The organism is Leucobacter sp. wl10 (assembly GCF_003569785.1).
GTDB lineage: Bacteria > Actinomycetota > Actinomycetes > Actinomycetales > Microbacteriaceae > Leucobacter.
This window is the reverse complement of the sequence record NZ_KZ983995.1, coordinates 139,022-154,522: the sequence shown is the minus strand read 5'-3', so window position 1 is coordinate 154,522 and position 15,501 is coordinate 139,022. Positions and strand designations below refer to the sequence as shown.

The following is a 15,501-nucleotide window of genomic DNA, read 5'->3' as shown; positions in this document are numbered from 1 at the left end:
CAAGCCGGTGTTGCGACGACCGGTTGAATCCGCCCAATACACCTCTCTGGCGTTCACTGAGGAGTTGCAGGACGCCGGGATCACCGGGTGTCGATCGGGTCTGTCGGTGATGCGCTGGATAACGCGCTGATGGAGTCCACGATCGGACTGTTCAAGACCGAGGTCATCGAGCACGAACGCCCGCTCTGGGAGGGGTGGCGGCAGGTCGAGCAGGCCACTGCGTCATGGGTGCACTGGTACAACACGGAGCGCCTCCACTCTGGTATCGGAGACGTGCCGCCGGTCGAGTACGAGGAGTTCCACTACGATTCAACACGAGTGGTCAGCGAGCCCGCTGCCGCTTAACACGAAGCCCCCCGACAAACCCAGGCCGATTCATTCCTCGACCGTGCGCGGCGAGACTTGGAGCAGTTCGGCGACCTGCTCCCCCGTCATGATCAACGGCTCGTCCAACACATCCATGAAGGGCAGGTAGGCACCCACTGTCCGGAGCACTGCGGCGCACACGGGAGCGATACGGAGGAACCCGTAGCGCACCTTCAGCACAAGCCGAGAAACAGGGTTTTGGACCCCGTTTAGGACCCCGACCTCAAGAAGAAGGGAATCTGGAAACATGAAACTCCTCCGATTCCCGCGGAATCTGAGGAGTTTTGCGCTGGGGTACCTGGACTCGAACCAAGAACAACTGACATTCTTCGTTTCGCCATCGAGCCCAAGAACCGAGGCGACCCAGGATTCCGGCTCAGAGCGCCGCATCCAGCGAGCCACCCCGAGCACCGCTCCCGCTACACAGCTCAGCGCGCGCCGTGGTTCTTTCTGTAAGCTGCGGCCACGCCTCATCGAGAAGGGAATGCTCATGACCGAGAACGCGGGCAACACGGGTAGCGCAGACAACAGCAGCAACAACTGGTACGAAGAGTTCAAGGTCAAGGGCGACGAGCTCATGGCCAAGGTGCGCGAGATCATCGAGGAGGGGAACGCTCGCCGGCTCTACATCAAACGGGAGAGCGGCGAGACGATCTTCGAGATCCCGCTGACAGCGGGCGTCGCCGTCACGGCCGCGAGCGCCGTGCTCGCCCCCATCCTCGTCGCCGTCGGCGCCGTCGCCGCGCTTGCCACCAGCGTCACGATCGGGGTCGAGCGCCCGCAGGATGACAAGGAGGACGAGAGCGCCTCGGAGTCGGCGGCGGAGTAGCCAGGCCTCCGACGCCGGCCCCCATCGGAATACCCCCATCGCCTCCACCGTTGAGCGTCTCATGAGCACGACAGCCGCACACGCCCCGCGCTCCGCGCCCTCGACGCCGTCGGGATTCCGCGTCCCCGCGGCGACGATCGACGAGGTGCTGGCGGCGCTGGACGTCGAGGTGCGGCAGCAGTCGCGATTCCGGATCGGGCGGGGCGAGAGGATCCCCCTCGAGGTCGGCCGCCTGTCCCTCGTCTACGGGCTCGGCGACGAGGTCGTCGTAACCCAGGGCGCTCGCGCCGGAGGGGGTGGAGCAGAACAGTACTCTGAACGCCTCTCGGGAGGCGAGACAAGCAAGAACCTCAACCCCGAGCACACGCTGTCCAATGGCGACGTGCTGCTCGCGTCGGGCCGGCGGTCGCTCGTCCTCAGCGCTCCGCGGGGAGCCGCGATCATGCTCTCGATCCTCGACCTCTCGCCCGACGCGGCGCACCTCGCCGACCTGCTGCCGGAGTTCGCGCTCATCAGGGGGTTCGACCGGCTCGAGCCCGCCGCCGCCGCGCTGACGCTCCACCTCGGGACCGAGGTCGACTCCCGATCCCGCACCCGCGAGCACTGCCCGAGCCGCGACGGCGACCGCGTCGTCTGCCGCGTGATGGCGCGGACCGTGCTGCTGTCCGCGATCCGCGCGTGGTGGCATCGCGGCTGCGCGCCGGAGGGTTGGCCGTCGCTGTCGAAGGATCCATTCCTGGATCGGGTCGCCGCCGCGGTGGTCGCGGATCCGGGCCGCGACTGGTCCGTTGGATCGCTCGCTGCCGCCGGCGCGATGTCGCGGTCGGTGTTCGCCGAGCGCTTCCGGGCAGCATTCGGCAGTTCGCCCGCCGGATACGTCACGGAGGTGCGCATGCGCGTCGCGAAGGATCTCCTCGCGCGCGGCCGCAGCGTGAGCGAGGTCTCCCGCGAACTCGGCTACCGCTCCGACGAGGGATTCAGCCGGGCCTTCCGCCGAAGCACCGGCTTGACGCCGTCCACCTGGCGCTCGAGCGCGCGGCGCAGCACAGCGATGCTCTCCGCCTAGCGCCGGCCCACGCGCCCCGAGATCCCGAACAGCACGGCGCCGAGCACCAGCATCACCGCGCCGCAGAAGTAGGCGAGCGCCACACTGCTGGCGTCGACGAGAATCCCGCCGAAGCCGGCGGCGAGCATGATCGCGCCCTGGAAGCCGACCACCACGAGGCTGCCGCCAGCCTCGAGACGATCCGGCATCCGGTGCGCCACCCAGGTGTTCACGATGAGCAGCCAGGATGAGAAGAAGAAGCCCCAGAGGAACGCCGCCATGCCGATGCTCCACGGCAGCTCCGATCCGCCGATCATGAGGATCACCGTCGCCGCGATGGTCAGCGGGCTGATGATCGCGAGCGGCCGGTAGGCGCGGTCGACCACCGCTCCGATCAGCACGTTGCCGATCAGGCCGCCGACGCCGAACAGGGCCAGCAGGAAGACGATGACGCCGGCTTCGATCGGCGCGCCGTCGCTGTGCACCCGCTCAAGCGCGAGCCGGATGTAGGTGTAGGCGAGGAAGTGGCCCAGCACGACGAGCAGATGCCCGACCATGCCCAGCGAGATCCCGGGCCGGCGGAGGGTGTCGACGAGCACGGAGAGGCGTGCCGCTCCCTCCGGCGGAACGCTCGGCAGCAGCAGGCGGAGCGCCACGGCGAGCAGCACGGTCGCGGCCGCCGCGATGCCGAAGACGCCGCGCCAGCCCAGCACCTCGGTGAGCATCACCCCGACCGGTACGCCCGCCACCGTGGCGAGGGAGGTGCCCGCGGTGGTGAAGACCACGGCCCGCCCCACCCTCGCGGGGCCGGCGATCCTCGCGGCCACGGTGATCGACATCGCCCAGAAGCCCGACAGAGCCGCGCCCAGCAGCACCCGCGCCAGCAGCATCAGCGGCAGGTTCGGCACGACCGCGACGATGGCGTTCGACGCGGCGGCCGACACGGCCAGCCAGACGAGCAACGAGCGGCGATCCAGACGCTGGAACATCAGGCCGACGGTCGGCGCGACGAACAGCCCGACGAGCGCGGTCACGGTCACCAGCTGCCCCGCCTGCCCCGGGGTGATGCGGAGCTCATCGGCGATCTCGGTCAGCACGCCGTTGGGCAGGAACTCCGCGGTGACGAGCAGGAAGCTCATCGTCATCATCGCGATGAGGGCGCCGTAGCGCATGCGCGGCGCCGGCTCCGGACCGGCGGTGTCGGACGTCGAACCCGAGACGATGGGAATGGGCGCAGTCGTGGTCATGCCTCCAGCCTCCCGGCTTCGACACGGCACCGCCCGACCGCTCGTCCGGTGCACCCGACGGATCGTCCGGAACGGGTCCGAAGCGGGCCTGACGGCGTCGCTTGTCGTGCGCGCGGCGCACGACGCCCTGCATGACCGGGGGCTCGGCGCAGGAGCGACAGAATCCCGGTCCGCGGCTATCCTCGTTGCATGGAGGATCGCGGACCAGTATTCGACGGAATCAGGATCGGTCGCCCGGCGACCGGGGCGCTCATCGAAGCGGGCTATGCGTCTGTCGAAGATCTGCCCGACGACCTCGCTCAGCTGCTGCACCTGCACGGCGTCGGCCCCACCGCGGTCAAGCGCCTTGGGAAAGCCCGCGCGAAACCCGGTGGAGGCGGACGATGATCGAACTCATCCTCGTGCGGCACGCGAAGTCCGACTGGGGCGACGCGGGCGTGGCCGACCATGACCGGCCGCTGAATGAGCGCGGGAGACACGATGCTCCGTTGATGGCCGAGCGGCTCGCTCGCTCGGGTGCCGAGGTGGAGCGGATCGTTTCGAGCACGGCCGTACGGGCGCGAACCACGGCCGCGGCGTTCGGGGCGGAACTGGAACTGGAGGTCGAGCTCGATCCGGAGCTGTATGCCGCGCCCGCTTCGACGCTGCTGGCGAAGGCGGCCGGGACGAACGCGGCATCCGCGATGGTGGTGGCGCACAACCCCGGGATCTCCGATCTCGCGGCCCAACTATCCGGCGATGGGATTGCGCACATGCCGACCTGTGCAGTGGCTCGGTTTGCTTGGGCCGCGGAGTCTTGGAGCGAACTCGGGAGCCGAGTGTCCGCTAGATGGTGGTTTGATTCGCCGCGCGGCACCGCGCACGAAATGGAATGAGAGTCGCAGAACGGGTGAGCCGTTCGGTAGGGCAGAGGGTAGCTCTCAGCGCATGCGACCGGCCTCGTTCACCCGCCGCAGAAACTGGCGCGTGGCCTTCTCCTGCGGCTGATCGAAGATCTGCTCCGGCGGGCCTACCTCAAGCAGACGAGACTGGTGCAGAAAGCAGATGCGATCCGACACTTCCCGCGCAAAGCTCATCTCATGAGTCGCGAGGATCAGCGTCATGCCGGTCTCAGCGAGCTCCCGCACGAGATCGAGCACCTCCATCACGAGCTCGGGATCCAGCGCTGCTGTGATCTCATCGAGCAGCAGCGCCTTCGGTCGCATGAGCAGGCTGCGCGCGATAGCGACGCGCTGCTGCTGTCCGCCCGAGAGCCGATCCGGATACGAGTCGCCCTTGTCGCCCAGGCCGATCCGCTCCAGCATCTGCTGCGCCGCATCGGTGGCCTCGGCCCGGCTCATGAGGCCGGTCTCGACCGGGGTGAGAATGCAGTTCTTCAGCACCGACATGTGCGGGAAAAGGTTGTAGCTCTGAAAGACCATGCCGATCTTGCGCCGCAGCTGCACCAAGTCCACGCCGGGGCCGGAGACGACATCGCCCTCGATCGCGACCTCGCCCTCGGCGATCTCCTCGAGACCGTTCGTCACGCGAAGCAGGGTCGACTTGCCCGAGCCGGAGGCGCCGATGAGGCAGATCACCTCGTGCTTCTTGACCGAGAGGTTGATGTCGTTGAGCACGCGGGTCTCGCCGTAGGCTTTGGAGACGTCGCGGTACTCGATGAACGCTTCACTGCTCATGGTTACCCCCTGGCCTTTCGGTCCTGCTTCGCGAGGATGTAGTCGACGAGCCGGGTCTGCGGGATCGTGATGAGGATGAAGAGCAGGCACACCACCGTCACCGACGACAGGTTGTAGTAGGTGACCGAGAAGGTCTTCGCCTGGGTGAACGCCTCCATGATGCCCACCACGTAAACGAGAGCGGTGTCCTTCTGCAGGCCGATGAAGTTGCTGAGCATGGGCGCCGCGATGGTGCGCGCCACCTGCGGCAGCACGACCTTGCGGGTTGCCGCACCCGAGGAGAGTCCCAGGGAGAGCGCCGCCGCCATCTGGCTGCGGTGCACGGCCTCGATGCCCGAGCGGAACTGCTCGGCGCAGTAGGCGCTGTAGGTCAGCGTCAGCGCGATGATCGCATAGGTCAGCAGGCTCTGCTCCGAGATCACGGGGATGCCCGTGAGCGGCAGGCCGAAGCAGACGAGATAGATGACGATGATGCCGGGGAGGCCGCGGAAGATGTCGATATAGGTGATCGCGAGGGCGCGCAGCGGGCCGGTGCCCGGGCCCTTCATCTGCCTGATCAGCGCCAGCCCGAGGCCGAACAGCAGCGACAGCGCCTCTGCCGCGACCGCGATCAGCACGTTGATGCCGAAGGCCATCAGCACGCGCTGGAAGCTCTGCACGATGATCCCGAAGTCGAAGAACGTCTCGCGCACCGCGCCGTTGTTCACCGTGATGAAGAGCACCAGGGTGACGACGACCAGCGAGAAGCCCCCTAGGCCGATCGCCTTGAGCGAGAGCGTCCGACTGTTCGCCGAGGCCCGGCGAGACGCAGTGTACTCCCCCGCCTGCCACGAGCGGCGCATGGTCCGGTGCTCTCCGAAAGCTCTGACGCCGGGTAGGACGACCGAGGCCAGTCCGAGGACCGCCGCAGCGGTGAACATCCACTTGACCCACTCGACTTCGGTCGCCGCGACGGCGGCCCAGGCCGCCGTCGCAACAAACACCATGGCGATCGCCATGACCACCACCCCCGCGAGGCGGGCTGAGGTCTTCAGCGGCGGTGCCGGCGTGAACTCGAAGAGTCCCGTGTCGCCGGTCACCGCCCCGGGAGCCGAGAACGGATCCCGCGTCTTACCAGTCGAAGTCATCACTGCTCATCCCAGAAGGGGATATCGTCCGGATTGCCGCCGTAACCCTCGTACAGCCACTTGGTCAGGATCTCGTCGATGGTGCCGTCTTCGCGCATCTCATCGATGATCTCGCTTGTCGGAGCGGTGTTGGGCGAGCCCTTGGGTAGCACGGCGGCGAGCGGGCTATCGGTGCGGAACTGGCCGATCACAGCCGCCTTTCCGCCCGAGTTGTATGCCAACGGCATGAGGGTGATGGTGTCGTTCATAATCATGTCCACCTGATTCGCCATAAGCGCTGCAAACATGTCGTCATTGCCCTGGAAGGTGAGGGTTTCGGCATCGGGGAACCGCTCGGCGACGAGTTCCTCGGCCTTTGACCCGGCCAAGAAGCCGAGACGAGCATTCGGCATGTCCTCGATCGTCATATCCTTGTCCTTTTCCCGCACAGCGACACCGGTCTGGATGTTCATGTACGGCGAGGAGAAATCGACGACCTTCTCACGCTCGGGCGTGACGATGACGTCCCAGAGCGACATGTCGTAGTTCTGCGTACGAGCGGTGATCAGCGCCTCGAAGCTGGTCGTCTCGATCACCACATCATTGAGACCTGCTCGGTTTGCGATCTCGGCCGTCAGACAGTAAAGGTAGCCGCCCTCGACCTCTTCAGGAGACTCCCCTGGATAGCCGCTCGGCGAGGGCCAAGGCACCGCGATGGTGAGTACGCCATCCGTAACGGTGTCGAGCTCATAAGTGCCCTTCTTGTCACTGATGTCGCACTCACCAAACGGTTTCGCTTCGGTGCCAGAACCGGTGTCGCCGCGGCCTCCGGCCGAGCAGCCCGAAAGCACCAGCGATACAATTCCAAGCGCGCCCATCGCGCTCAGAGCTTTCTTCTTCGATCGCATCATCGTCGATACTCCATCTCATATTTCTTGTGTAGTTGAAGCGCGGATGCGCTCCAACAGGTCAGACGAACGAGGCGACAATCCGAGGGATGCCGTTCTCCTGGCTCGAGACGTAATTGCCGACGGTGTACTCCGCGCCGAGAACCTCGACGATCTCGAAGGGCTCGTCGGCGACCTGAATCTCTGGACCGAACTCGACCGTCGCCCGACCGCGGTGCTTCGAGAGCAGCTCGAAATCCTGACCTGCGTCCCGGCTGATCACCTTGAAGGACTCGAAGCCAGGCCCATCGACCTCGGGCACCGCGCGCACCTGGAAGTGCGGTGCCATCGCGACATCGTTCCAGTTCTCGCCGGTAACCGAGTCATCGAAGGTGAAATCGATATCGAAGACCGGCTTCTCGTAGTCCCAGGTCTTCGCGTGCAGGCCGCCTTCGATCTCGTTAAGCGCGATCTTCGCGAAGCGTTTGGGATATCCCCACAATTCGCGACCGGAAGCCACGCTCACGTGACTGTCCTCCCACTCGAAGTAGTAGTTGCCGCCCCGTTCCCCGTTGATCTCGACGGGGAGCACAATCGCCGCATCGAAGTACGGATAGCTCGGGCGCCCGGTGAGGGCGCGAATATTGGCGAAATCGGCGACCGAGACAACGAAGCGGTCGTCTGCGAGTGTGAAAGGCGTGGGCTCGAGCAGCTTCTCCATCTGCTCGCAGTTGCCCCGACAGTACACCGCCAGCGTGCGCAGTCCATCACAAGCGTAGGTCTTGACGGGGCCGAAATCTAGGAAGTCGAAGAAGGAGGTCGGATCGTAATTCTGCTTCATCTGGGTGCATCCGTTTCCGTGCTGTCGTAGTGGTGATAACTGGTTGGCGCGTGGCTCAGAGGAGGCTCGCGATCTTTCGCGGCACTCCGTTCTCAGCGGTTGAGTAGTAATCGCCGATGCACAGCTCGGCTCCGAGCACCTCTACTACTTCAAGGCGCTCGCCGTCGAGGATCCCATTCGTGAGGTCAAGCCGCCCGATCTTCACCTCTGCTCGGCCCAGCAGTCGATCTTTAGCGACCCAATCGCGCGACGGATCCCGGCTGAGCACGTCGAGACTGTCGAATGAGGATCCCGCCTGCTGCGGAACTGCGCGAACCTGGTACTGCGGATAGATCGCGAGGTGCCGCCAGGCGCTGTCGTCGACGGTGCTATCGAAATCGACCTCGATGGAGAAGACATCGGTGTCGTAGTCGTAGACCCGGGTGGAGATGCCGTGCGCATCCTCCTGCCATTCAACTCGCGCAAGCGCCTTCGGATATCCCCAGGCCTCTCTGCCCATCGCGACGGAGTCGTGCTGATCCTCGTATTCGAAGAAGTAACTTCCACCGACCTCGCCTCGGAAGGTGACGGGGAGCACGAGACTCGCATCGAACCAACCGGGACCGCTCGAGAAATCCGCCACGCCAAGCACGAACACGTCGCTCCGCGGTTCGAAGGGGGTGTAGCTCGCAAGGCGCGCGAGCTGGTCCCGGTCGCCGCGGCAGAACACCCACAACTGGCGGAGATCCCGCACCTCGTACGTGCTGTTTCCGGGCATCGATCCCGTGAACCGCTTGAATGACTCGATGCGGTACGCCATGTCGCCCTTCTCTCTCACACCAGCGACCCGAGGGTCACCGGGGTTCCGTTCTCAGCGGTCGAAGCGAAATCTCCGACGGTGTACTCGGCGCCGAGCACCTCGACCACCTCGAGCGGTCGCCCATCAAGCACGCCCGATCCGATATCGACGGGGCCGAGGCTCACCGAGCCGTGACCGTAGCGGCGCTCCTTGGTGACGAAGTTAGCGACGGTGTTGCGCTTGATCACGTCGAAGTGCGAGTAGGAATCCCCGTCGAACTCCGGAACGGCTCGCACCTGGATGTTCGGGGCGAAAGCGAGATGCGACCAGGCCTCGTTCGTCACGGCATCGTCGAACTCCACGGAGCCATCAAGCAGCGCTGTCTCGTAGTGCCAGGTTCTCCCCCGCGCTCCCGTCTCGTCCTGCTCAAGCGAGATCTTCGCGTACCGCTTCGGATACCCCCAGAGCTCGCGCCCCGTCGCCGTGCTCCAGTGCTCGTCCTCAAACTCGAAGAAGTATGTGCCGCCCTTCTCCTCCCCATATGAGACGGGGATGATGATCCCGCTGTCGAAATACCGCCCCCGAGTCATGGTGCAGTTCTCGAAATCGGCGACCGTGACCACGAAGATGTCGCCCTCGAGATGGAGCGGGGTGTGCGAGATCAGGCGTTCAAGCTGGGCTTCGTCTCCACGGCAGTAGACGTTGAGCGTCTTGAGGTCGGGACAGCTGTATTGCTGGTCTCCCGAGTCGAACCCTAAGAACCTGAAGAACCTCGCGGGTTCGAACTGCTCTGCCACTCGTGAGCCCCTTCGGTCGCAATATGTACGACGCCAGAGTAACACATTGACATTTCAGTTAAGTAAATAGTTACATTTTTGCAAGTGATCTGCGTCTTTTCGACCGCAGATTCGGCGACGGCGGATCCACGAGGCCTCTCCCACGCACCTATCAGGGGGAGCCAAGCCTGCGCATCATCGCCAGCGCATCCTCCGTGTCTTGCTGCACATGACGACGCATCAGTTCCTCGGCGCGTTCCCCGTCTCGATCCTCAAGCGCGTGCACGAGTTCGCGGTATCGCCGAGTGTCATACTCCGCGAGGGAGAACCCGCCGTGCCCACTCGGCTGCAGCCGATGGCAGTAGAACCAGATCCTCAGAGCGTGCGCAAAGTGACGTTCGAGGTCAAGCGCCAGACTCGGATTGCGCGTCTGCTGGTAAATCATGCGATGCAACTGATTGTCGAACTCAGTGAAACGCATGTGGGTCGGCAACTCGTCTCCTTGCGAAGACACTTCCTCCATGAGGTCGACGAGTTGCGACACCTGCTGTTGTTCCTCTGGCGTGCCGCGGGCAGCGGCAAGACGAGCCGCAAGGCCCTCCAACTCGACCCGGATCTCCAGTTCCCACTGGATGGCGTTCAAGCTGATCTCGGTAGCCAGCGTGCCGCGACGTGGCAGGATCATGACCAGACCGTCGTACTCGAGCCGACGCAGGGCTTGGCGCACCGGAGACAACCCTACGCCGAGCTCGATGCTCAATTGCTTTTCGTTGAGCACCTCAAGCGGCTTGTAATCGAGATGGACGATTCGCTGCCAGATCTCTTGATAAGCGCGACCACTGAGGCTCGGCTCCTCCCGCTCCTGCGCAGAATTCTTCGCTAGCACCCGAAGCCCCCTCTGAATCAGTCTCGTGGTGACAGGCTAACAGCTGAACGAAGACTTACATTTCACTTGATGCAGCCGCGCATGAACGGCTGTCGAGCGATGTCGGCCCGGGCCGTCGTTCGCTGCGCTCGATCAACCAGCCGAGACTCCCTCGAGCGGCGGATCCGCGCAGTACCCTGAGAGGATGGCGATCCTCATCGACCCGCCCGCGTGGCCCGCGCACGGCACCCTCTGGAGTCACCTCATCTCCGACGCCGGCTACGACGAGTTGCACGCCTTCGCCAGGCGCCTCGGCCTCCCCCGGCGCAGCTTCGACCTCGACCACTACGACGTGCCCGCGTCGCTCTACGAAGCAGCCGTCGCGCAGAGCGCGCGGCCGGTCACCGCGAAGGACGTCGTCCACGCGTTGCGGGGCTCGGGCCTGCGCGTGCGGCAGGCCGAGCGCGAGACGGTCGCGCCGCTGCGCAGACGCCAGTATCTGAGAGCGGAGTGGTCCGGGCTCGGCGCGCTGGTCGGCATCGGGCGGACTCGACAGGCGGAGAACGACTGGCACCGCCTCGGCGAGCACCTCCTCACCCGCTGGAACGAACCGCACCGCAGCTACCACGACGAGCGGCACCTCGAAGACGTGCTGCTGGCGCTCGACCACCTCGCCACCCGCGGCGAGCGCCTCTCTCCCGCCACACTGCTGGCCGCCTGGTTCCACGACGCCGTCTACACGGGCGCCGCGGGCGACGACGCCGGCAGCGACGAGCTCGCGTCGGCGCACCTCGCCGCAGGCTCGCTCGCCGCGCTGTCCATCGACGCCGCGCTGACGAGTCAGGTGGGCGAGTTCATCGTCGCCACGACGCCCGCTCGAGAGGTTCGGGATCCCGCAGCGCCGCTCGCGCACCTGCTCGACGCGGACCTCTCCATCTTCGCCTCCTCACCGCACCGCTACCAGCAGTACTCGCTGGCGGTGCGCGCAGAGTACGCGCACGTCGCCGATCCCGACTTCGCGGCGGGCCGATCCCGCATCCTCAGCGGCTACCTGCAGCAGCCCGCCATCTACCGCACCGCCACCGCGCAGCAGCTCTGGGAGCGTCGGGCCCGCGAGAACGTGAGCGCGGAGTTCGAGGGGCTGCTGCAGGTAGTAACCGCTGAGGGTGCGGGATCCGGGGTGAGGCGAGCAGCGGAGGCTGAGTGAATCTACGAGCCGAGGTCGCCGCTCCGGGCCTCGTCAAAAGCTCGACCACCGGGGTCAAACCGCGAGCGCGGAGCGCCGCCGGCGGCCGAGCGCCACGACCCACTCCACGAAGAGCCAGACGAAGGCGCCGACCCACAGGACGGCCGAGAGCAGCGCAGCGATGGCCGTCAGATCATCGGTTGCGGCGTGCACGGCATCGCTGTTCGGCCCGTATGCGCCCATCCACACCTGGAGCGTCGACCCGTAGTCCGTGTCGCCGCCGTCGGGCATGAAGATGCCCAGCGCGAGCACGCAGAGCGATGTGAGCCACGCGGCCAGCGTCGCGCGCAGCCGCGCGGCGCCGAAAAGCTCCCGCTTCGAGAGGAAGCCCTGCGCCGCGATCACGATCTGCAGCGCGTAGGCGGCGAGCAGCACCAGGATCGGCCCGAAGATGATGACGAACACCATCCACCCGCCGGAGACGAGCTTCAGGCCCCAGGCGACGAGCGGCGCGACGATGAGCGCGACTCCGGTGATCACCGAGAGCGGGTTTCGCGAGGAGGGCATGCGTCCAGTCTGCCAGGCGCCGCGAGGATTCGGCACCGGGTGCGCACCGCCGCGCTGCGATATCGATATCCTGTTGTGCATGAACGATCTGCGGACGATCCGTCTCGGCATCGAGGCGATGCGCGGCGGGCGCTCCACCGAGGGGAACGGCGACGGGAATGGCGACGCCGCACCATCCGGCGATTCGAACGTGGCGTGGTGGCCGCACTACGACAGGCGCATCTTCGACGCGCTCTATGCGGCCTACAATCACGTGGCCGGGCCCGACCACGACTACATGAGCAACATCGAGCCGCTGCGCGAAGCCCCCATCCCCTCCGCCTCGATGAGTGATCTGTCAACCTGGTTCACGTACCTGATGCGAGGCGACCGGTTCGACGACGGGCTCATCGCCGCGTACATCGAGGACGGCCGTCTGCTGCAGATGTTCGAGAGGCTGGTCGAGGTCGCGGATCCGGGATCGGGATCCGGGCGTTGAAAGCGGAGCGGTGATCCCGGCCCCCTCATCGTCCGATCACCGGGAATGACGAAGGGAGCAACCTTGGCAGTCGACCGTGTTCGCGCACACCTGGAGGGCCGCGGCTGGATCGGCGAGATCCTCGAGTTCGCCGAGCCGAGCGCCACCGTCGAGTTCGCGGCGTAGCGGGCCGGCACCGATCCCGAGCGCATCACGAAGACCCTCGGCTTCCACGACCCGGCGGCGCCCGAGCGCGCGATCCTCGTGGTCGCGGCCGGCGACGCGAGGGTGAACGGCGGGCGCTTCAAGCGAGGCTCTGGCCCCGGCTGAGGGCGCGACACGGCGAATACGCAAGCGCCGCGGTCAGAATGAGAGCGGAGGTGCCGACGATGATTCGAACAGCCGACCAGAGCGAAGACCCGGGCGCGGACGAGGGGCGCCCCGCGGATTCGCCGCTGCACCGCGTCGGCGGCCGGGTCGCCGACGCGCTGGCGCTTCAGCCCGACGATATCGCCGCCATCGCCCCGGCGCGGCGGCTGCCGAGCTGGAGATCGACCCTGCGCGTCGCGGAACTCGCGTACGACAGCGCGGCCCTGTCCTCGCTGGCGATGGCCCTCGTGGGGAGCGACCGGGGCGTCTCCACCCCCGGCATGCGCTCGATCAGGGTCGACGCGAGCCGGGTGCAGGCGTCGTTCGGCAGCGAGCGGCTGTTCAGGATCGACGGGTCCGCCCCCCGGTTCCGTGCGCCCCTCTCCGACTTCTGGCGGGTGTCGGACGGGTGGGTGCGCACGCACGGGAACTACCCGCACCACGTCGAACGGCTCACGGCGCTCCTCGGCCTCCCCGCCCGGGCCGGGCGAGCCGCCGTCGGGGCGGCGATGCGCGACCGGGGCCGGTTCGAGCTGGAGGACCGGGCGGCCCGAGCGGGCGCCCTGATCATCGCGGTCCGGGATCCTTCGGAGTGGCGATCGCACCCCCAGTTCTCCGTTCTCGAGCGCTCCCCGGCGGTGCATCTCGAGTCGCGGGGAAACGCCGCGCCGCGCCGTTGGCGCGAGGCGGGCGGCCTCCCGCTCACGGGCATACGGGTGCTGGACCTCACGAGGGTCATCGCGGGACCGGTCGCGACCCGCGACCTCGCGACCGCGGGCGCCGACGTGCTCCGGATCGACTCGCCCCGCCTCCCCGAGGTGGCGTGGCAGCACCTCGACACCGGCCAGGCAAAGCGATCGACCCTGCTCGACCTCGACCGTTCCGCTGACCTCGACCGGGTGCGGCAGCTGCTCGAGAGCGCCGACGTGGTCGTGCACGGCTATCGCCCGTCTGCCCTGTCGAAGTACGGTCTCGATTTCGAAGCGCTCCACCGCCGCTTTCCCGGCATCGTCGTCGCGCAGCTCTCCGCCTGGGGTACGGAGGGCCCCTGGGGGCGGCGCCGGGGCTTCGACAGCCTCGTGCAGGCCGCGTCGGGTGTCGCCGTGCTGGAGAGCACTGACGGCGGCACCACCCCCGGCGCGTTGCCCGTGCAGGCGCTGGATCACTCGGCGGGTCATTTCCTGGCCGCGTCCATCGCCACCGCGCTCCTGAGGCAGCGGCGCGAGGGCGGATCGTTCGGGATCCGAGTCAGCCTCGCCCGCATCGCGAACGAGCTCCTCGCAGCCGGTCCGGCGCCGCACGCCGCCGATGCCGCCGCTTCCGTCGACCAGGAGCTCGCGCTCCCCACGACGTCCGTGCCGGTCGTGACCGCGAGCGGCGGGGCGACTTCCCGTGTGGAGTGCGCTCCCCCGATCCTCGCCTTCGACGGCGCTCCCACCGAGTACCGCTCGCCGCTGCACCGCTGGGGTGCCGATCCGCCGGTCTGGAGCACGACCGGTTAGGGGGCCGCACCGCCCCTGGCGGGCTCTGACGGGCGCTGCCCGAGGCTGCCAGGCCGGGAAGCGGAGTGCTCGGCCCGAAGGGGTCTGACCGGGGATTCTATGTGGCTGGGATACCAGGACTCGAACCTAGAATGACGGTACCAGAAACCGTAGTGTTGCCAATTACACCATATCCCAAGACGGAGATCTGACCTCCGAGGAACTCAGCACCGAGAGATTACTCTACCCGATCTGGACCGGGAAGTCCAAATGGTGCTGAGCTCTGCGACGCCGCCTTCAGCCTCGATTCTGCCGCTCATCTTATGCCGCGAATCGCCCGCGGATGCTCGTAAATCGCGCGCGGATGCCCGCGGCCGTCCCGCCGGGACTACGCGTAGTCGTCCAGCGTGAGTTGGCGGATGCCCGTGCTGTGGAGGAGGAACTGGGCGCGCAGCGGAGCCGCGGCATCGAGACCGAAGGCGGCGCCACCGGGTCCCGCTCTGCCGACCTCTCCGGCTACGGCCCGAGCCCACGAGCGGTCATCGTCGGTGAATCGTTCCGAGCCGAGTCGTTCCCAGACGAACACGAATTCGCGAGCACCCACCAGCTCGCAGCCCGCACGAGCGCGGTGCACGAGCACCTGCGCGAACGGCACCACACCCAGATCATCGGTATCGCAGAGCTCGTCGGGTGACGCCGGGTGATCGTCCATGGGCATGAGCGGGTTGGCCAAGCGTCGATCATCGTCGAGGAAGAGGAGCCAGAGCTGGCGGTGGGTCGCCCGCTCGAGGACGAGCCCGAGCTGATCCTGAAGATCGGCGTCGGTGGCGAGAATGCGGTCGCGATCGATATCAGCGCGTGAATCAGTCATGCGGACCAGCATGCGCGAGCGCGGCTGCCCGCGGGAGCCTGCAGCCCCGAATGTGGATGAATTGCGGGGAAGGCGTCGAAGATGGCTAGGTGTGAGCGAATCATCCTCCACGATTCGGGTCACCGCGGACCGCTTCGCTCACAACCCCGCGAAG

The 15,501-nt window shown here is 66.6% G+C and carries 18 protein-coding genes, 1 tRNA gene and 1 pseudogene; 8 read left to right on the top strand and 12 right to left on the bottom strand.

The annotated features are described in order from the left end of the window. A pseudogene (locus D1J51_RS10275) lies at window positions 1-345 on the top strand (transposase); the annotation flags it as partial. Window positions 346-375: 30 nt separating this feature from the next. Here D1J51_RS10275 and D1J51_RS10270 read toward each other — a convergent pair. After that, a complete protein-coding gene (locus D1J51_RS10270) occupies window positions 376-546 on the bottom strand; it encodes a hypothetical protein (RefSeq protein ID WP_162903760.1) in 171 nt (56 codons plus the stop codon). Between the two features lie 310 nt (window positions 547-856). Between D1J51_RS10270 and D1J51_RS10265 the strand changes: the two genes are divergently transcribed. Together D1J51_RS10265 and D1J51_RS18390 are read left to right on the top strand one after the other, a co-directional pair. After that, window positions 857-1,195 carry a DUF4342 domain-containing protein gene (locus D1J51_RS10265; protein ID WP_119075109.1) on the top strand — a complete coding sequence of 113 codons (339 nt, stop codon included), beginning with the start codon at window positions 857-859 and terminating at the stop codon, window positions 1,193-1,195. 61 nt (window positions 1,196-1,256) lie between these two features. After that, the gene (locus tag D1J51_RS18390; protein WP_240423136.1) at window positions 1,257-2,261 is read left to right on the top strand and encodes a helix-turn-helix transcriptional regulator; all 1,005 of its coding nucleotides are present in this window, start codon (window positions 1,257-1,259) and stop codon (window positions 2,259-2,261) included. Here the strand turns inward: D1J51_RS18390 and D1J51_RS10255 are convergent. Beyond that, window positions 2,258-3,487: an MFS transporter gene (locus D1J51_RS10255; RefSeq protein ID WP_119075095.1), complete on the bottom strand. Its 1,230-nt coding sequence runs from the start codon at window positions 3,485-3,487 to the stop codon at window positions 2,258-2,260. The two genes, D1J51_RS18390 and D1J51_RS10255, sit on opposite strands and share 4 nt — an antisense overlap. Window positions 3,488-3,676: 189 nt before the next feature. On the opposite strand from D1J51_RS10255, the gene D1J51_RS10250 reads away from it, so the two are divergent. Further along, entirely contained in the window at window positions 3,677-3,874 is a 198-nt protein-coding gene (locus tag D1J51_RS10250; RefSeq protein WP_119075094.1) for a helix-hairpin-helix domain-containing protein, read from the top strand. Then, window positions 3,871-4,362, top strand: coding sequence for a SixA phosphatase family protein (locus D1J51_RS10245; protein WP_119075093.1), 492 nt, complete (start codon window positions 3,871-3,873; stop codon window positions 4,360-4,362). Before D1J51_RS10250 ends, D1J51_RS10245 begins: the two co-directional genes overlap by 4 nt. Before the next feature lie 45 nt (window positions 4,363-4,407). On the opposite strand, the gene D1J51_RS10240 is transcribed toward D1J51_RS10245, so the two are convergent. The 7 genes from D1J51_RS10240 to D1J51_RS10210 form a co-directional block, all read right to left on the bottom strand. Then, window positions 4,408-5,163: an amino acid ABC transporter ATP-binding protein gene (locus tag D1J51_RS10240; RefSeq protein WP_119075092.1), complete on the bottom strand. Its 756-nt coding sequence runs from the start codon at window positions 5,161-5,163 to the stop codon at window positions 4,408-4,410. A 2-nt stretch (window positions 5,164-5,165) separates the two neighbouring features. Beyond that, on the bottom strand, window positions 5,166-6,290 hold the full coding sequence (locus D1J51_RS10235; protein ID WP_119075091.1) for an amino acid ABC transporter permease: 1,125 nt from the start codon (window positions 6,288-6,290) through the stop codon (window positions 5,166-5,168). Then, window positions 6,290-7,180 carry an ABC transporter substrate-binding protein gene (locus tag D1J51_RS10230; protein WP_119075090.1) on the bottom strand — a complete coding sequence of 297 codons (891 nt, stop codon included), beginning with the start codon at window positions 7,178-7,180 and terminating at the stop codon, window positions 6,290-6,292. The genes D1J51_RS10235 and D1J51_RS10230 overlap by 1 nt, the downstream gene beginning before the upstream one ends. A gap of 58 nt (window positions 7,181-7,238) precedes the next feature. Continuing rightward, window positions 7,239-7,997 carry an acetoacetate decarboxylase family protein gene (locus D1J51_RS10225; protein ID WP_119075089.1) on the bottom strand — a complete coding sequence of 253 codons (759 nt, stop codon included), beginning with the start codon at window positions 7,995-7,997 and terminating at the stop codon, window positions 7,239-7,241. Window positions 7,998-8,052: 55 nt separating this feature from the next. Further along, entirely contained in the window at window positions 8,053-8,796 is a 744-nt protein-coding gene (locus D1J51_RS10220) for an acetoacetate decarboxylase family protein (RefSeq protein ID WP_162903759.1), read from the bottom strand. Between the two features lie 14 nt (window positions 8,797-8,810). Next, window positions 8,811-9,572: an acetoacetate decarboxylase family protein gene (locus D1J51_RS10215; protein ID WP_162903758.1), complete on the bottom strand. Its 762-nt coding sequence runs from the start codon at window positions 9,570-9,572 to the stop codon at window positions 8,811-8,813. Between the two features lie 151 nt (window positions 9,573-9,723). Continuing rightward, window positions 9,724-10,437 (bottom strand): GntR family transcriptional regulator, encoded by a 714-nt coding sequence (locus D1J51_RS10210; RefSeq protein ID WP_119075086.1) that lies wholly within the window; start codon window positions 10,435-10,437, stop codon window positions 9,724-9,726. Window positions 10,438-10,621: 184 nt separating this feature from the next. On the opposite strand from D1J51_RS10210, the gene D1J51_RS10205 reads away from it, so the two are divergent. After that, entirely contained in the window at window positions 10,622-11,623 is a 1,002-nt protein-coding gene (locus D1J51_RS10205) for a DUF4031 domain-containing protein (protein WP_119075085.1), read from the top strand. A 54-nt stretch (window positions 11,624-11,677) separates the two neighbouring features. Here the strand turns inward: D1J51_RS10205 and D1J51_RS10200 are convergent, their stop codons facing one another. Continuing rightward, a complete protein-coding gene (locus D1J51_RS10200) occupies window positions 11,678-12,169 on the bottom strand; it encodes a hypothetical protein (protein WP_119075084.1) in 492 nt (163 codons plus the stop codon). Between the two features lie 79 nt (window positions 12,170-12,248). Between D1J51_RS10200 and D1J51_RS10195 the strand changes: the two genes are divergently transcribed. Next, entirely contained in the window at window positions 12,249-12,647 is a 399-nt protein-coding gene (locus D1J51_RS10195; protein ID WP_119075083.1) for a DUF6508 domain-containing protein, read from the top strand. A 368-nt stretch (window positions 12,648-13,015) separates the two neighbouring features. Further along, window positions 13,016-14,497 (top strand): CoA transferase, encoded by a 1,482-nt coding sequence (locus D1J51_RS10190; RefSeq protein WP_162903757.1) that lies wholly within the window; start codon window positions 13,016-13,018, stop codon window positions 14,495-14,497. A 102-nt stretch (window positions 14,498-14,599) separates the two neighbouring features. On the opposite strand, the gene D1J51_RS10185 is transcribed toward D1J51_RS10190, so the two are convergent. Both D1J51_RS10185 and D1J51_RS10180 read right to left on the bottom strand, forming a co-directional pair. Next, window positions 14,600-14,674: transfer RNA gene (locus D1J51_RS10185), tRNA-Gln, on the bottom strand. Window positions 14,675-14,864: 190 nt separating this feature from the next. After that, window positions 14,865-15,347: a hypothetical protein gene (locus D1J51_RS10180; protein WP_162903756.1), complete on the bottom strand. Its 483-nt coding sequence runs from the start codon at window positions 15,345-15,347 to the stop codon at window positions 14,865-14,867. Window positions 15,348-15,501 lie beyond the last annotated feature (154 nt).

Coding starts and splice junctions, on each gene's coding strand:
- D1J51_RS10265 (WP_119075109.1), top strand. CDS start 857: ATGACCGAGAACGCGGGCAACACGGGTAGCGCAGACAACAGCAGCAAC.
- D1J51_RS18390 (WP_240423136.1), top strand. CDS start 1,257: ATGAGCACGACAGCCGCACACGCCCCGCGCTCCGCGCCCTCGACGCCG.
- D1J51_RS10255 (WP_119075095.1), bottom strand. CDS start 3,487: ATGACCACGACTGCGCCCATTCCCATCGTCTCGGGTTCGACGTCCGAC.
- D1J51_RS10250 (WP_119075094.1), top strand. CDS start 3,677: ATGGAGGATCGCGGACCAGTATTCGACGGAATCAGGATCGGTCGCCCG.
- D1J51_RS10245 (WP_119075093.1), top strand. CDS start 3,871: ATGATCGAACTCATCCTCGTGCGGCACGCGAAGTCCGACTGGGGCGAC.
- D1J51_RS10240 (WP_119075092.1), bottom strand. CDS start 5,163: ATGAGCAGTGAAGCGTTCATCGAGTACCGCGACGTCTCCAAAGCCTAC.
- D1J51_RS10235 (WP_119075091.1), bottom strand. CDS start 6,290: ATGACTTCGACTGGTAAGACGCGGGATCCGTTCTCGGCTCCCGGGGCG.
- D1J51_RS10230 (WP_119075090.1), bottom strand. CDS start 7,180: ATGATGCGATCGAAGAAGAAAGCTCTGAGCGCGATGGGCGCGCTTGGA.
- D1J51_RS10225 (WP_119075089.1), bottom strand. CDS start 7,997: ATGAAGCAGAATTACGATCCGACCTCCTTCTTCGACTTCCTAGATTTC.
- D1J51_RS10220 (WP_162903759.1), bottom strand. CDS start 8,796: ATGGCGTACCGCATCGAGTCATTCAAGCGGTTCACGGGATCGATGCCC.
- D1J51_RS10205 (WP_119075085.1), top strand. CDS start 10,622: ATGGCGATCCTCATCGACCCGCCCGCGTGGCCCGCGCACGGCACCCTC.
- D1J51_RS10200 (WP_119075084.1), bottom strand. CDS start 12,169: ATGCCCTCCTCGCGAAACCCGCTCTCGGTGATCACCGGAGTCGCGCTC.
- D1J51_RS10195 (WP_119075083.1), top strand. CDS start 12,249: ATGAACGATCTGCGGACGATCCGTCTCGGCATCGAGGCGATGCGCGGC.
- D1J51_RS10190 (WP_162903757.1), top strand. CDS start 13,016: ATGATTCGAACAGCCGACCAGAGCGAAGACCCGGGCGCGGACGAGGGG.
- D1J51_RS10180 (WP_162903756.1), bottom strand. CDS start 15,347: ATGACTGATTCACGCGCTGATATCGATCGCGACCGCATTCTCGCCACC.